The 14,129-nt window shown below is 66.0% G+C and carries 14 protein-coding genes; 2 read left to right on the top strand and 12 right to left on the bottom strand.

The window, feature by feature from the left end; genetic code table 11:
- From Q1J95_RS03165 to Q1J95_RS03125, 9 genes are all read right to left on the bottom strand, one after another.
- Positions 1 to 409 (bottom strand): shikimate kinase (locus Q1J95_RS03165; protein WP_300265818.1); only part of this gene is annotated, 409 nt, incomplete at its 3' end.
- A complete protein-coding gene (gene aroC / locus Q1J95_RS03160; protein WP_300265817.1) occupies positions 396 to 1,625 on the bottom strand; it encodes a chorismate synthase in 1,230 nt (409 codons plus the stop codon). The genes aroC and Q1J95_RS03165, both read right to left, overlap by 14 nt.
- A 4-nt stretch (positions 1,626 to 1,629) precedes the next feature.
- Positions 1,630 to 2,448 carry a shikimate dehydrogenase gene (locus Q1J95_RS03155; protein WP_300265816.1) on the bottom strand — a complete coding sequence of 273 codons (819 nt, stop codon included), beginning with the start codon at positions 2,446 to 2,448 and terminating at the stop codon, positions 1,630 to 1,632.
- 4 nt (positions 2,449 to 2,452) lie between these two features.
- Positions 2,453 to 3,898 carry an endolytic transglycosylase MltG gene (mltG, locus tag Q1J95_RS03150; RefSeq protein WP_300265815.1) on the bottom strand — a complete coding sequence of 482 codons (1,446 nt, stop codon included), beginning with the start codon at positions 3,896 to 3,898 and terminating at the stop codon, positions 2,453 to 2,455.
- Positions 3,899 to 3,900: 2 nt separating this feature from the next.
- Complete coding sequence (ruvX, locus tag Q1J95_RS03145; RefSeq protein ID WP_300265814.1) at positions 3,901 to 4,374, bottom strand: Holliday junction resolvase RuvX; 474 nt, start codon at positions 4,372 to 4,374, stop codon at positions 3,901 to 3,903.
- A complete protein-coding gene (gene alaS, locus Q1J95_RS03140; RefSeq protein ID WP_300265813.1) occupies positions 4,371 to 7,031 on the bottom strand; it encodes an alanine--tRNA ligase in 2,661 nt (886 codons plus the stop codon). Before alaS ends, ruvX begins: the two co-directional genes overlap by 4 nt.
- A 67-nt stretch (positions 7,032 to 7,098) precedes the next feature.
- Positions 7,099 to 7,287 carry a hypothetical protein gene (locus tag Q1J95_RS03135; protein WP_300265812.1) on the bottom strand — a complete coding sequence of 63 codons (189 nt, stop codon included), beginning with the start codon at positions 7,285 to 7,287 and terminating at the stop codon, positions 7,099 to 7,101.
- Between the two features lie 127 nt (positions 7,288 to 7,414).
- The gene (gene rpsD, locus Q1J95_RS03130) at positions 7,415 to 8,044 is read right to left on the bottom strand and encodes a 30S ribosomal protein S4 (protein ID WP_300265811.1); all 630 of its coding nucleotides are present in this window, start codon (positions 8,042 to 8,044) and stop codon (positions 7,415 to 7,417) included.
- A gap of 171 nt (positions 8,045 to 8,215) precedes the next feature.
- Positions 8,216 to 9,547, bottom strand: a complete 1,332-nt coding sequence (locus Q1J95_RS03125) for a replication-associated recombination protein A (RefSeq protein ID WP_300265810.1) — start codon at positions 9,545 to 9,547, stop codon at positions 8,216 to 8,218.
- A 111-nt stretch (positions 9,548 to 9,658) separates the two neighbouring features.
- Here Q1J95_RS03125 and Q1J95_RS03120 point away from each other — a divergent pair, with 111 nt between their 5' ends.
- Both Q1J95_RS03120 and Q1J95_RS03115 read left to right on the top strand, forming a co-directional pair.
- Entirely contained in the window at positions 9,659 to 9,946 is a 288-nt protein-coding gene (locus Q1J95_RS03120; protein ID WP_300265809.1) for a hypothetical protein, read from the top strand.
- Positions 9,947 to 10,090: 144 nt separating this feature from the next.
- Positions 10,091 to 11,014 carry a formate/nitrite transporter family protein gene (locus Q1J95_RS03115; RefSeq protein ID WP_300265808.1) on the top strand — a complete coding sequence of 308 codons (924 nt, stop codon included), beginning with the start codon at positions 10,091 to 10,093 and terminating at the stop codon, positions 11,012 to 11,014.
- A 63-nt stretch (positions 11,015 to 11,077) separates the two neighbouring features.
- On the opposite strand, the gene Q1J95_RS03110 is transcribed toward Q1J95_RS03115, so the two are convergent.
- From Q1J95_RS03110 to cobA, 3 genes are read right to left on the bottom strand one after another with little or no spacing between them, the layout of a single operon-like run.
- Positions 11,078 to 11,767 (bottom strand): sirohydrochlorin chelatase, encoded by a 690-nt coding sequence (locus tag Q1J95_RS03110; protein WP_300265807.1) that lies wholly within the window; start codon positions 11,765 to 11,767, stop codon positions 11,078 to 11,080.
- Positions 11,764 to 12,897, bottom strand: a complete 1,134-nt coding sequence (locus tag Q1J95_RS03105; protein ID WP_300265806.1) for a uroporphyrinogen-III synthase — start codon at positions 12,895 to 12,897, stop codon at positions 11,764 to 11,766. The genes Q1J95_RS03110 and Q1J95_RS03105 overlap by 4 nt, the downstream gene beginning before the upstream one ends.
- Positions 12,894 to 14,129: a uroporphyrinogen-III C-methyltransferase gene (gene cobA, locus Q1J95_RS03100; protein ID WP_300265805.1), complete on the bottom strand. Its 1,236-nt coding sequence runs from the start codon at positions 14,127 to 14,129 to the stop codon at positions 12,894 to 12,896. Before cobA ends, Q1J95_RS03105 begins: the two co-directional genes overlap by 4 nt.

Genomic DNA, 14,129 nt, shown 5'->3' with positions numbered 1-14,129 from the left:
GTTGCTCGTAGATCGCAGTCCACGTCGTCAACGGATCATCGCCGACCAGGAGCGGCCTGCTCCCGCCCTTGATGCGTGCCGCGACGGCCTCCGGTGACACCGTGAGAAAGACGACGGGATGGGGACGCAACAGCTCACGCGTCTGCGCTGAGGTGACAGCCCCGCCGCCCAGAGAAATCACTCCCCCGCCCTCCAGCGCCTCGCTCACGGCGATGCGCTCGAGCCGCCGAAAACTCCCTTCCCCGTGCTGGGCGAAGATCTCGGGGATCGGTCCATGCTCGCGGGCGATGCTCTTATCGGTATCGGTGAATACGACGCCGAGTTGTTTCGCGACTCTGCGGCCGATGCTCGTCTTGCCCGCGCCCATGGGGCCGACGAGCACGACGGTCATCGCCTCAGGAGTGCTCATCGTGGGCGATCAGCGCTGCCTCTGATGCGGGAGCCGTGCGCAACACCGCCGGGATCGCGTCAAGGTAACTCTGCAGATTGCGCCGAGTCTCACCGATGCTGTCCCCGCCGAACTTCTCCAGAACGGAGTTCGCCAGCTCGATCGCGACCATGGCTTCGGCGACGACACCGGCTGCCGGAACGGCACTGATGTCTGAGCGCTGGTGATGCGCTGTCGCCGTCTCACCGGTGGCGACGTCGATCGTGCGCAGCGAGTGCGGCACTGTGGCGATCGGCTTCATTCCGGCGCGCACGCGTAGTACGGTGCCGGTCGTCATACCGCCCTCGGTACCCCCAGCGCGGTCGGAGGCGCGTGTGATGCCATCCGCTGCGGCGAAGAGCTCGTCGTGGGCCGCGGATCCACGCCGACGCGTCGTCTCGAACCCGTCGCCGATCTCGACGCCCTTGATCGCCTGGATGCTCATGACGGCTTGGGCGAGGCGGCCGTCCAGTCGACGATCCCAGTGCACGTGCGAGCCGACCCCCGGCGGGAGCCCGTAGGCGAGCACTTCGACGATGCCACCGAGCGTGTCTCCGCTCTTGCGCGCATCATCGACTTCGGCGATCATGCGCTCGGAGGTCTCGCGGTGGAAGCACCGCAGCGGATCGGCGTCGAGCAGCTCGACATCGTCGGGAGTTGGAAGGGCCGCATCGTCCGGAACACGAACCGGACCCATCGAGAGCGTGTGGCTGACCAGACGGATTCCGAGCTCACCGAGGAAGGAGCGCGCTACGGCGCCCAGAGCCACACGCGCCGCCGTCTCACGCGCGCTGGCGCGCTCCAGGATCGGGCGCGCTTCGTCGAAGTCGTACTTCTGCATGCCCACGAGATCGGCGTGGCCCGGGCGTGGGCGCGTCAGCGCCGCCGAGCGCCCGCGCGAGCGGTCGGTGACCTCGGTGGGCTCGGGGCTCATCACCTCGGTCCATTTCGGCCATTCCGTGTTGCCGATGCGCAGCGCCACGGGACTGCCCATGCTCTTGCCATGGCGCACGCCGCCGGAGATGGTCAGCTCATCCTGCTCGAACTTCATGCGCGAACCGCGACCGTAGCCGAGCTTGCGCCGGGCGAGGTCGGCTTGGATCGCCTCGGAGGAGATCGGGACGCCCGATGGGAGTCCCTCCATCACAGCAATGAGTTCGGGGCCGTGCGATTCGCCGGCAGTCAGCACGCGGAGCATTGCTCTAGTCTCCCATGAGCGCCGTGTACATCTCGTCACGCACTCGGGCCTCATCGGGTAGCTCGATCAACGGGTCGCCATGCACGAACACCCGCACCTGCCGCACGGCCTGGTTGAAGAGCATCGCCAGTCCGGAGATCGCCCCGGCGCTGTTCCAGACACTCGCCAAAGCAGACGGCCAGGGAGCGTACGCCGCATCGAGCAGCACGCCGCCGGTCGCCGCAAGCGGCCGGGTCACATCGGCATCCAGCACCGTGCCGGTGGGCAGCGTGGCGATCGTCGCATCAACATCGGATGCCGGTGACAGAAAGTCGGAGACGGCGACGGAGACCCCGAGTCGTTCGCCGAGCCGGGCGATCTCCCCCGCGCGTTCCGGCCGGCGCGCACGAAGGTCGACATGCTGAGCGCCCATCTCCGAGGCGGCGACCAACGCCGACGCAGCCGTTGCGCCAGCACCGAGGATGCGCGCCGACGCCAGCGAGCGGATCCCGTTCTCAGCCAGTGCGTCGATGATCCCGCCGACGTCCGTGTTGAACCCGTGGAGGGCGTCGGCGAACAGCAGCGTGTTCACTGCCCCGGTCAGCTCCGCGTGGCGATCGTGTCTGGTCGCAGAGCGGAACGCCACTTCTTTGAGTGGCATCGTCAGCGAGAGTCCGCGCCATGTGGCATCGCCCTGGGCCAGCTCAGCCGCGAAGTGCTCGGCATCCACGTGCTTACGCCCATATTCCCAGTCGAGCCCGAGAGCGCGGTACGCGGCCGTGTGCAGCGCGGGCGACTTACTGTGATCGATCGGCGCACCCCAGACGGCGAGACGTGCGGTCATGGCGTCAGCATCCTTGATCGGGGTTCTCGCTGCACCACTCGATCCAGGTGGCGACCGCCTTCTCGTGCTCACTGTATGTCACGGAGAACACCGTCTCTCCGGTACTCGGGTTGATCGTGACGAAATAGAACCACGGGCCGTCGACGGGGTGAATCGCGGCATCGATGGCGGCATCGCTCGGGTTCGCGATGGGGCCCTTCGGCAATCCGACATGGACGTAGGTGTTCCAGGGGTTGTCGTCGTTCTGTGCCTCTTTGGAGGTGCTGAGCTTGCCGGCGTGCAGCTCGCCGTAGCCGTACTGCGACGTGGAATCCATCTGCAGCTTCATCCCGTCATCGAGGCGATTCTGAATCACTCGCGACACCTTCGGGAAATCGTCGAGGCGACCCTCGCGTTGAATGATCGACGCGATCGTCAGCACACGCTGCTCGTCGCCCGCTTCCACACCGGCGGATTCAAGTGACTGGCGAGTGCGGTCAACCATCCGCTGGATGATCTGAGTGGCATCCGCGTCGGGGTCGAAGGTGTAGACGGCGGGAAACAGCCAGCCCTCGAGACTGTCGGCTTCGACGCCGAAAGTGCTCGGGTCCGCAGCCGCCGCCTCGAGGTCTTCGATCGGGATTCCGATACTCTCCGCGATCACCGGCAGCGATGACTCGACGGTTCCGCCCTCGGGGATGCTGACGGAGTTCTCCATCTTGTTCTCGGGGTTTCCCAGGGCTTCCAACGCCGCTGCGGCGGTCATCTTCTTCTGCAGCGAGTACACACCGGGGTAGAACGTGAACGATGGGTCGTTCTCGACGAGATAGTCATAGAAGACATTCTCGGTCTTCGTGACGCCGGCTTCGTACAGCGCGGTGGACACGGGCGAACCCGTGTCACCGGAGCGGATCGTGACGATGGCCTCTCCGGTGGCCATCCCGGGCTCCCAGTCCTTCGGCTCGCCCCAGCCGAAGATGTCGTTGACCTGTTCACCGTACGTGTTCATCACCCATACGCCGCCGGCCACAACACCGCCGATCAGTGCGAGAACGATGATGAGCGCGACGAGGCAGCCGGTGCGGCGCTTCTTCTTGCGGCCCTTCGTGCCGGTCTCGTTGTCTTGCTCGTGTTCGGAGGCGAAGAGATCGTCCAACGAATTCGCCGGGCTCTTCGCGGCCGCAGGAGTTGCGGGCGTCGGCTCAACGGCTTCGGCGGACTCTGGCATCTGATCGGTCCTACTGGACGACTCTGGCAGCGTCGACGACTCTGGCAGCGTCGACGGCTCTGGCGGGGTTGACTGCTCGGCCTGCCCGGGCGACTGTGCCGCCTCGCGTCGGGCACGCCGCGAACCAGGAGCCGGCGGCGCGGAATCGACGCGCGGGGCGCTGTGCGACGGCGTGGGCAGATTGGCGAAGAGATCACCGGATTTCTCCGATGGATCGTCGCCGGGTGTCTCACGATCGGGCATGTTCAGACGGGCTCCTCATCCGTTGGAACCACGAAGCCGGCGGGGGCGCCGGTGCTCTTCTCCGTGTCGATCGCGTGCTGGAGCAGAACCACCGCCGCGACCTGATCGACAATGCTACGAGATTTTCGTTGTGACCTTCCAGAAGATCGCAGCGCCGCATGCGCCGTGACGGTACTGAGACGTTCGTCGATGAGACGCACCGGGATGTCGGTGAGTCCCTGCAGGTCGGCCGCGAACTCGCGGGCATCGACGGTGGATGCTGTGTCGGTGCCCTGCAGATTGACCGGCAGGCCGACGACGAACTCGATCGGCTCATACTCACGCGCGAGCTCGCCGATGCGCGTGAACGACTCTTCTGTTCGCGGCACGGTCTCGACAGGAACCGCGAGCATGCCGTCAGGGTCGCAGCGCGACACGCCCACTCGCGCCTTCCCCACGTCGATGCCGAGCCGCACACCGCGGCGAAACTCGCTCACGCGCCGCGCAACTCCTCAGCCACGGCATCCAGAGCCGCCTGCAGCGCGGATGCGTCAGCGCCACCGCCCTGGGCCACATCATCGCGACCGCCGCCACCGCCGCCGAGCACGCCGGCGGCGCGCTTGGCCAGTGCGCCGGCCTTCGCTCCCGCGGAACGTGCGGCCTCGTTCGTCGCGACCACGACCACAGGGCGCCCGGACACGACGCCGCCCAGTGCGACGACCGCCGCTTCAGAGCCGAGCCGCTCACGTACGCTCAGGGCGAGCCCGCGGACATCGTCAGCAGAAGAGACGTCTCCGACGGAGACCGCGGCAACACGGTAGACACCGACGCGCTGCGCCGATTCGGCAATAGCCGGAACCCGTCCCTCGCGCTCCTTCGCCTCGAACTGGGCGATGCGCTTCTCCGCTGCCTTGAGGTTGGCCGCGATCTCGGCGATGCGCTCTGGCAGCTGCTCACGCGGAGTCTTCAACGCTCCGGTCAGCTGCGACACGATCGCCCGCTCGGCAGCGAGCTCTCGGAACGCGTCATGCCCCACGAGCGCTTCGATACGCCGATTGGATGCGCCGACAGAGGCCTCACCGACAACGCTGACGAGACCGATCTCGGAGCTCGAAGCGACGTGCGTTCCCGCGCAGAGCTCCCGCGACCAGGGTCCGCCGATATCGACCATGCGCACCACGTCGCCGTACTTCTCGCCGAACAGCGCCATGGCACCTGCTTCTTTCGCCTCGTCGAGAGAGACGATGCGGGTGGTCACTTCCAGCGCGTCCTGCACGGCACGGTTGGTGATGTCCTCGATCTCGGTCTTGGTCTCGGAAGACAACGCCTGCGACCACGCGAAGTCGAAGCGCATGTAGCCGGCGCGATTGAGCGAACCGGCCTGCGTCGCACTCGAGCCGAGAGTGTCACGAAGAGCGGCGTGCACCAGGTGCGTCGCCGAGTGAGCCTGCCGGGCGGCCCGACGATTGGCTGCGTCCACGACGGTCGTGGCGCGGTCATCGACAGCCACCACCCCTGTTTCCACCTGAACCGTGTGACTGATCAGGCCCGGGACAGGGCGCTGCACATCGAGCACCTCAAGCGAGAAGCCCGATCCGACGATCGTGCCCTTGTCGGCAACCTGCCCACCGGACTCGGCATACAGCGTCGTCTCGGCCAGAACGATCTCGGCGACCTGACCCTCAGACGCGGAAGTCACCGGCTGACCGTCCACGAGGATCCCCAAGACGGTCGACTCGATATCGAGGTCGGTGTAGCCGGCGAAGCGCGTCTCCCCCCGTGCACGGAAGTCGCGATAGACCGAGACATCGGCAAGCTGGCGACGGCGGCTCTTGGCATCGGCCTTGGCACGCGTCCGCTGCTCGAGCATCAGAGCGTCAAAGGCCTCGCGATCGACCTGCAGGCCCGCCTCATCGGCGATCTCCAGTGTGAGGTCGATCGGAAAGCCGTACGTGTCGTGTAGCAGGAATGCCTCCGACCCGGCGAGTGTCTTCCTCTCGGTCTTCTTCGTCTCGTCGAGAGCGAGATCGAGAATCGTCGAGCCCTGTGCGAGGGTGCGAAGGAAGGTCTCTTCCTCGGCGTTGGCGAGGGCCGACAGACGATCCCAATCCGTCTCCAGCACCGGATACGCCGTCTTCATCGCATCGCGGGAGGCTGCGAACAGCTCCGGGAAGACCGGAGCGTCCACGCCCAGCAGGCGCATGGAGCGCACGGTGCGGCGCATCAGCCGACGCAGGATGTAACCGCGTCCGTCATTGGCCGGCTTCACACCGTCAGAGAGCAGCATGAGCGAGGAGCGAACGTGATCGGCGACGACACGGAAGCGCACGTCGTCGTCGTGGTCTTTTCCATAGGCGCGGCCGGAGATCTCCATGGCGCGATCGAGGACCGGGCGAACCTGATCTGTCTCGTACATGTTCTCGGCACCCTGCTTGAACATCGCGACGCGTTCCAGGCCCATGCCGGTGTCGATGTTCTTCTTCGGCAGAGGGCCGGCGATGTCGAAGTCTGTCTTCGAACGCACCTCGGAGAGCAGCTCCTGCATGAAGACGAGATTCCAGATCTCGGTGAAGCGAGTATCGTCGACGAGCGGTCCGCCGTCCGGCCCGTATGCCGGTCCGCGATCGATGTAGATCTCAGAGCAGGGGCCGGCGGGGCCCGGCTGCCCGGTGTGCCAGTAATTGTCTTCACGACCCATGCGCTGGATGCGGGACGCGGGCAGGCCGGCGATCTTCTGCCACAGCCGGTCGGCCTCATCATCCGTGTCGTAGACCGTCACCCAGATGTCCTGCTCGCGGAACCCCAGGCCGCCATCGGCCTCGGACGTTGTCAGCAGTTCCCAGGCGTAGCCGATGGCGCCCTCTTTGAAATAATCGCCGAAGGACCAGTTGCCGAGCATCTGGAAGAACGTGCCGTGGCGTGCCGTCTTGCCGACTTCTTCGATGTCATTGGTGCGGATGCACTTCTGAACATCGGTCGCGCGTGGGTACGGCGCCGGGACGACGCCGGTCAGATAGGGCACGAAGGGAACCATGCCGGCGATCGTGAACATGACCGTCGGGTCATCGCTCACCAGAGACGCCGACGGGACGACCGTATGCCCGTTCTTCTCGAAGTAGTTGAGGTAGCGTTGCGCGATTTCCGCGGTTTTCATAGGGGTGAGGCTGTCCTTGTATGAGACGAGGTGGGCGCTGTGGAAGCCAGGCGCCCGGAGCTGTTCTTCAGTTGCCGGTCGTGCTGTCGAGGCGCGCTTCCTGCGCGCGATAGGCGTCGTTGAACGCCGCGGTGAATCCGGCGATGCGCGCGTCGACGTCTGCGAGGAGATCGTGCCCTCGCGGGTCTTTGCTCACAAAGTGCGCGGCGATGAAACCGCCCATGACCCCGATCAAGAACCACAGAAAGGTCTTCATTTCGTCACCCTCACCTTTCGAACCGCCGATGCGCGGTCTGTCCATCGTATGCGCAAACGACAAGAGGCGCCGGGAATCCCGACGCCTCTTGACTGGTCGCTGCGCGACTTGAGTGGTTCGCGTCTCGTTAGCGAGCTGCGTAGTACTCGACGACGAGCTGCACTTCACAGGTCACAGGGACCTCGGCACGCTTCGGACGGCGCACCAGACGGGCCTGGAGCTTGTCGAGGTCGACCTCGAGGTAGCCAGGAACGGGCGGCAGAACCTCGGCGTTGCCGCCGGCTGCTGCGACCTGGAACGGCTCGGTACCCTCGCTCTTGGGCTTGACGTGGATGAGCTGGCCCGGCTTCACGCGGAAGGACGGGCGGTCGACGAGCTGGCCGTCGACGAGGATGTGACGGTGCACGACCATCTGGCGCGCCTGCGCCGTGGTGCGAGCGAAGCCGGAGCGCAGCACGAGAGCGTCGAGGCGCATCTCGAGAAGCTCGACCAGGTTCTCACCGGTCAGGCCGTCCTTGCTGCGGGCTTCTTTGAAGACGATCTGCATCTGCTTCTCGCGGATGCCGTACTGCTCACGCAGACGCTGCTTCTCGCGCAGACGCACTGCGTAGTCGCTGTCGGTCTTGCGCTTGGTGCGGCCGTGCTCGCCCGGAGCGTAGGGACGCTTCTCGAGGTAGCGGGCGGCCTTCGGGGTGAGCGCGACGCCGAGGGCGCGCGACAGACGCACCTTGCGACGGTTCTGGGACTTCGTAACCACGAAGCATTCCTTCCGATGACGTGGACGTGTCTTTCACGCCTCACGGACGTATCTCCGTCGCTCTGCCTGGAAAGCGCACGCCGGGGCGCAGAACAGGTGGGTGTGAGCGAGGGGATGCCTGAAAACTGAGTTTCGAGCCGCTCAAGTCTAACAGATCGCCTCGGATGAACGTCAGCGGTCACCGAGGATACGACGGATGCGCTCCAGGCGAGCAGAGATGTCGCGCTCGGCCCCCAGTGGCTTCGGTGAGTAGTAGCGCCGGCCGTCGAGTTCATCGGGAAGATACTGCTGCGGCACGATGCCGTTGTCGTTGTCGTGCGGAAACACATACCCCGCGCCGTGGCCGAGCCGTTTCGCGCCGGCGTAGTGCGCATCTCGGAGGTGCGTCGGCACTCGACCGAACGCGCCGGCGCGCACATCAGCGATCGCCGCGTCGATGCCGGCATAGGCCGCGTTGGATTTCGCTGTCGTCGCCAGATAGACCGTGGCCTCGGCGAGCGGGATGCGCCCCTCCGGCATGCCGATAAAGGCGACGGCGTCGGCTGCAGCGGTGGCGATGACAAGCCCGTGTGGATCGGCGAGCCCGATGTCTTCGGATGCGGAGATGACCAGGCGGCGCGCGATGAATCGCGGGTCCTCCCCCGCTTCGATCATGCGTGCAAGATAGTGCAGCGCGGCATCCGGATCAGAGCCGCGAATAGATTTGATGAAGGCGCTGATGACGTCGTAATGCTCGTCACCCTGCTTGTCGTAACGCAGCAGAGCGCGGTCGACGGCCTGCGCGACGTGGTCTTCGTCGATGGTCGCCACGGCGGTGTCGTCATCGGCCGACGACATCGCCACAGCGGCCGCGGCCTCGAGTCCGGTCAGCGCACGGCGCGCGTCGCCGGATGCCAGGTGCACGAGTGCCGCGCGGGCGGAGTCGGCGATCGCCACCGTGCCGTTGAGCCCGCGCGCGTCGGTGACAGCGCGGTCTATGAGAGTGGCGATGTCTACGTCACCGAGCGGCTGCAAGGTCAGCAGCAGTGAGCGTGAGAGCAACGGAGAGATCACGGAGAACGACGGATTCTCTGTGGTCGCGGCGATCAGCACCACCCAGCCGTTCTCCACACCGGGCAACAATGCGTCCTGCTGAGCTTTTGTGAACCGGTGGATCTCGTCGAGGAACAGGATCGTGGTCTGCCCGTACAGATCGCGCTGGGTGATGGCCTCTTGCATGACCTCGCGGACGTCTTTCACCCCCGCTGTGACCGCGGAGAGCTCGACGAAGCGTCGTCCGGATGAGCGTGCGATCGTCTGCGCGAGTGTTGTCTTGCCCGTGCCAGGCGGACCCCAGAGGATGATCGACACCGCCCCGGGCGATGACGATTCCGGATCGGCCAACGCCACGATCGGCGACCCGGCGCGCAGCAGGTGCTGCTGACCGGCGATCTCGTCCAACGACACCGGGCGCATCCGCACAGCAAGCGGGGTCTGTCCCGAGAGCAGAGGTGCGGATGTCATGCATCCAGGCTAATGCGCTCCGCCGACACTGCGAGAATGCACAGCGGCCCCGACGGCACCGGTAGGCTCGCATTCGACGCTCGCGCAAGGCGTCGGATGAAGGAGGCACTCATGGCACGTCGCGGACCGAAGCTCGCTCAGCGCTCACGTACTGATGCTGAACGATCCCGTCTGTACGCCGCCCGCACCGCGTGGCATGAGGGCCAGATCAGCCGGCGCATCCGCGATAACACTGTGGCTGGGATCGTCGGCGGGCTCATCGTCGTGGCTGCCATCGCCAGCCAGTCCGTTCATGCCGCCGTAACTGCCCCGGAACCCGAGCCGACCGAGTCCTCCACACCCGGGCCGCTCGAGAACCCGTTCACCGACATCTTCGGCGGCGACGCACAGGCCGAGTAGTCGGCATCTCACTCATCGTGTACACGAATGTGAGGGATTCGCCCCACACATGTAACACGCGACGCCTCTGCCTGAAACGGCGCTGAGCCACGCTGGACGAGAGTCCAGTACAGAGCTCATCCGATGCATTCGTGGAGGTTGTCCGTGTCCTATCTCAAACCCGCCGAACTCGTCACCCGAATGGTTGATACCGGCGCCTACAAGCTTCAGCTTTCTGCGCGTGACACTCTCATCCGCGCATTCATGGGCGCGGCGCTGCTCACGCTCGGCGCCGCGTTCGCACTGACGGTGGCCACGAATACCGGTGAGCCTCTTCTGGGCGCTGTGCTGTTCCCGATCGGGTTCGTGATCCTGTATCTGTTCGGCTACGACCTGCTCACGGGCGTATTCACACTCGCGCCGCTCGCCGTGCTGGACAAGCGCCCGGGGGCGACGGTGGGCGCAATGCTGCGCAATTGGGGCCTGGTGTTCCTCGGCAACTTCGGTGGTGCGTTCATGATCGCCGTCCTGATGGCGATCTATTTCACCTACGGATTCTCCGCTGAACCGAGCCCGGTAGGCGAGGCGATCAGCGAGATAGGACACGGCCGCACCGTCGGCTATGCCGATCACGGTGCCGCGGGCATGCTCACCCTCTTCTTCCGCGGTGTGCTCTGCAACTGGATGGTCTCCACCGGCGTCGTCCTGTCGATGGCCTCGGACAGCCTCGTCGCGAAGGTCCTCGGAATGTGGCTGCCGATCTCGCTGTTCTTCTACATGGGTTTCGAGCACTCCATCGTGAACATGTTCTTGTTCCCCTCCGGACTCCTGCTCGGTGCTGATTTCACCATCATGGACTACCTGCTCTGGAACGAGATCCCCATGGTCATCGGCAACCTCGTCGGCGGGCTGGCGTTCGTCGGGATCCCGTTGTATCTCACGCATGGGCGACCCGCTGCACGAAGGGTGCGTCCGGCCCGTGGCAAGCAGCTGATCGCAGCGCGCCCGGTTCCGGCGGCAGCGACTGGGGACGAGGCGGCCGCTGACGTCTCGCCCGACTCGCAGAAAGAGCCAGTCAGCGTTCTCTGACAGTGAGCCAGGATGCCCCGGTGAGACCGAAGCTCACCGGGGCATCCTTTTGGATTGACCGATTCAGCTCTGGCCGGATGCTGCGTGAAACCGCTCGACGATCACCTGAGCGATTCGAGCATCCGGGGCCAAGGGCGCCGAGACGAAGTCGGCGCCGGCCTTGTCGACCAGAACGGCGAAGAAGCCGGGGGCGAGCACGTGGCGCGCCGCGATCACGCGACGCGCTCCCGCCGTGCGCGCCGCCGCGACGGATTCGACGATGCGTGGCGACGCGGCCGATGCGAATCCCACGGTGACAGGCGCAGAAATGCGCGCGCGCAGACGCGCGGCGACCTCATTCACGTCGTCTCGCGCGGCGGGGTTTGTCGACCCAGCGGCGGCGAGCACGATGAGGTCATCGGCGCTGACACCTCCCGGAGCCACCGAGTCGATGCGGTCGATGAGTATGTCGGCGATCAGCGGGTGCGTGCCGAGCGGCGGAGTTTGGCGGACGTTCGCGTGTGCCTGCACCGCCTGTGAGATGTCGACCGCGGTGTGATAGCCGATAGAGAGCAGCAGCGGCACGACGATGACGTCATCGCGCGGTGCTTCGCGCGCGATGACGTCATCGATCTGCGGCTGCTCCACGTCGACCACGGACGCAACGACGCGAACGTTCGGAAGCAGGGTGCGGACGTCCTCGACCACGGAGCGGATGGCTGCCTGACCGGACAGGTCGCTGGTGCCGTGCGAGCATGCGATCAGGGTGGTCATCCGGATTCCTCCACACTCAGGCGGTAACCGCGTTTGACGACGGTCTTGATGATGTCGGTATCACCGAGTGCTTCACGCAGCCGGGCCACGGCCATCTCCACTGCATGTGCGGTTTGGATCGTCCCCGGCAGTTCGTGTGCGATCTCGTCTCGCGAGAGCACGGCGCCGTCGGCGTCGAAGAGCGCACCGAGAAGTCGAGCGCCGGTGCGCGAAAGCGGGGTGAACCTTCCCGCGACGACGACCCCGCTGCTGCGCATCGAGAGCCTGCCCGCGGTGGTTGCAACCCAGGGGGCCGCTCCCCCGACGTCATAGTGTCCGATCACGCAGCGCGCGAGAGATCCGAGCCGCCCACGAGCGGCGATCATCGTGGGAAGTCCTGCGTCCGCCAGCGGAGAGGCGGTGATGGGGCCGACAGCAGCAAGCAGTACGCGGCCGCGGTCGACGCGAGCACGGATTCTCTCAAGCTCGCTCTGCCGCCGGGCGGCTGCGATCCACGCCGAAGCGCCGGGAGCCGAGGTGAACAGGACTGCATCGACGTCGCCATCGGCGGCCTGGACAATGGTGCGTTCAACGCGCTCAGGCTCTTCCGGCGGACCCCACCGATAGACCATGAGTCTCACGACGACGGCGCCCGCGGATGAGAGTGCCTCGTCGAGTCCGTCGGATCCGGCGCCGTGGTGCTGTACGGCGACCCGCTTGCCCGCCAGCGTCGTCGAACGCAGGTAGTCAGCTACTTCTGCCGATGTCTCCGATCTCGCAACCCAGTCAGCGACGAAACCGGCCTGCTGAATCGCGCCGTGCGCTTTGGGACCGCGCGCTATGAACACAGCTGACCGGAGTGCGCTCGTCAGCTCTTCAGCGAGGTCGTTCTCGTGCGCGGCATCCATCCAACCGCGAAATCCGACGCCCGTTGTCACGACGACGACGTCTGGCGGGTTCTCGATGAGCGTACGCGTACGCGCAAGCAGTTCCTCATCATCGGTGTGCGAGAGGATGCTCAACGCGGGCGCGCGCTGCACCTGAGCACCTCGCCGTTCCAGCGCGCTGGCAAGGTCACCGGCGCGTCGATCGGCGGCGATGACGATCGAGCATCCCGATAGTGCGCTGCTGGCAAGAGTCGTCGAACTCACGAAAGGTGAACTCCGGAGTGTGAGCCATCGCGGGTAAGAAGGCCGGCGCGGGCGACATCTCCGAACACGATGACGGCGGGATTTCGCACCCCGACCGATGCGCTGACGGCGACCACCTCGCCGAGAGTGCTGTGCGTTGTGCGCTGATGACGGGTGTGCCCGCTTTCCACGATCGCGACGGGCAGATCATCGCGGATGCCGTGTGCGAGTGCTGCCCCCACGAATTCCGGCAATGCGGCCACACCCATCAGCATCACTGTTGTCACGTCGGCGTCCGAGAGCGACTGCAACGTGGTGGCCGATACCTCGCCTTGCCCGTTGATGACATGCAGGGACGATGCGGTGCCCCGATGCGTGAGAGGGATGCCGGCTGCCTGTGGCACCGACGTGACGCTGGAGGGGCCGGGCGTCACCTCGACGGGCACACCAGCGAGCTGGCATGCGATGACCTCCTCCCCACCGCGTCCGTACACGAAAGGGTCGCCTCCCTTGAGCCGTACGACGCGCTTGCCGGCGGTCGCGTGCTCCACGAGAAGTTCGTTGATCCTGTGCTGCGGTACGGGGTGGTGGCCCGGCCTCTTACCGACATCGATGATGAGTACGTCGGTGTCGAGTTCGGTGAGCACCTCGGCTGTCGGTCCGAGTCGATCGGCGATCACGACATCCGCCTCGGCTAGCAGGCGCCTAGCGCGCACGGTCAGCAGATCGATGGGTCCCGGACCCCCGCCGACAAGATCGACGCGCCCGACGCCCGAGGCGCGTTGACGCCGCAGCGGCAGTCGGCCCGCTTCCAGCAGGCTCTCGATCCCATCGCGCACGCCGGCCGCACGTCGTGGGTCGACGCTGACCTCGCTGGCGACGCCCACGACGACGTCCCCGGACGTGCTCTGTGCCGTCATCCTGGCGCTGCCATGGGCGCCCGCCGAGGCGTTGATGCAGAAGATGCGGCGCTGGTCGCTCAGCCGCGCGACAGCGCGATCTACCGCCGGGTGACCGGTGGCGGTGTGCACGAGCCACACATCCCCCAGATCATCGTCCACGAATGCGCGCTCCCGCCACTGCACGGAGTGCTTTTTCACGAGCGCGGCCGTGCGCGGTGACAGCTCCGGAGCCACTATCTGCACCACCGCACCATCTGCGACGAAGCGGCCGAGCCGCCGTGCGGTGACGTCGCCTCCCCCTACCATCAGCACGCTGCGCCCCGCGAGGGAGAGTCCGAGCATCGTCGTCAT

Source organism: Microbacterium sp., assembly GCF_029263575.1.
Taxonomy (GTDB): Bacteria; Actinomycetota; Actinomycetes; order Actinomycetales; family Microbacteriaceae; genus Microbacterium.
Note: the sequence above shows the minus strand (reverse complement) of the source record. Positions and strands in the feature narration are given on the sequence as shown.

Coding starts and splice junctions, on each gene's coding strand:
- aroC (WP_300265817.1), bottom strand. CDS start 1,625: ATGCTCCGCGTGCTGACTGCCGGCGAATCGCACGGCCCCGAACTCATT.
- mltG (WP_300265815.1), bottom strand. CDS start 3,898: ATGCCCGATCGTGAGACACCCGGCGACGATCCATCGGAGAAATCCGGT.
- Q1J95_RS03110 (WP_300265807.1), bottom strand. CDS start 11,767: ATGACCACCCTGATCGCATGCTCGCACGGCACCAGCGACCTGTCCGGT.
- Q1J95_RS03120 (WP_300265809.1), top strand. CDS start 9,659: ATGGCACGTCGCGGACCGAAGCTCGCTCAGCGCTCACGTACTGATGCT.
- cobA (WP_300265805.1), bottom strand. CDS start 14,129: ATGACGACGATGCTCGGACTCTCCCTCGCGGGGCGCAGCGTGCTGATG.
- alaS (WP_300265813.1), bottom strand. CDS start 7,031: ATGAAAACCGCGGAAATCGCGCAACGCTACCTCAACTACTTCGAGAAG.
- Q1J95_RS03155 (WP_300265816.1), bottom strand. CDS start 2,448: ATGACCGCACGTCTCGCCGTCTGGGGTGCGCCGATCGATCACAGTAAG.
- Q1J95_RS03125 (WP_300265810.1), bottom strand. CDS start 9,547: ATGACATCCGCACCTCTGCTCTCGGGACAGACCCCGCTTGCTGTGCGG.
- Q1J95_RS03135 (WP_300265812.1), bottom strand. CDS start 7,287: ATGAAGACCTTTCTGTGGTTCTTGATCGGGGTCATGGGCGGTTTCATC.